1 rRNA gene is annotated in these 241 nt (G+C 48.5%); it reads left to right on the plus strand.

Annotated elements, in window-relative coordinates:
• Nucleotides 1-241, plus strand: a 23S ribosomal RNA gene (locus HMPREF2886_RS05450); the annotation flags it as partial.

Below are 241 nucleotides of genomic sequence, written 5' to 3' on the forward strand. Positions count from 1 at the left end.
TACCTTTTGTATAATGGGTCAGCGACTTATATTCTGTAGCAAGGTTAACCGTATAGGGGAGCCGTAGGGAAACCGAGTCTTAACTGGGCGAATGAGTTGCAGGGTATAGACCCGAAACCCGGTGATCTATCCATGGGCAGGTTGAAGGTTGGGTAACACTAACTGGAGGACCGAACCGACTAATGTTGAAAAATTAGCGGATGACTTGTGGATGGGGGTGAAAGGCCAATCAAACCGGGAG

It is taken from the genome of Pseudomonas sp. HMSC066A08 (assembly GCF_001813025.1).
Taxonomy (GTDB): Bacteria; Pseudomonadota; Gammaproteobacteria; order Pseudomonadales; family Pseudomonadaceae; genus Pseudomonas; species Pseudomonas aeruginosa.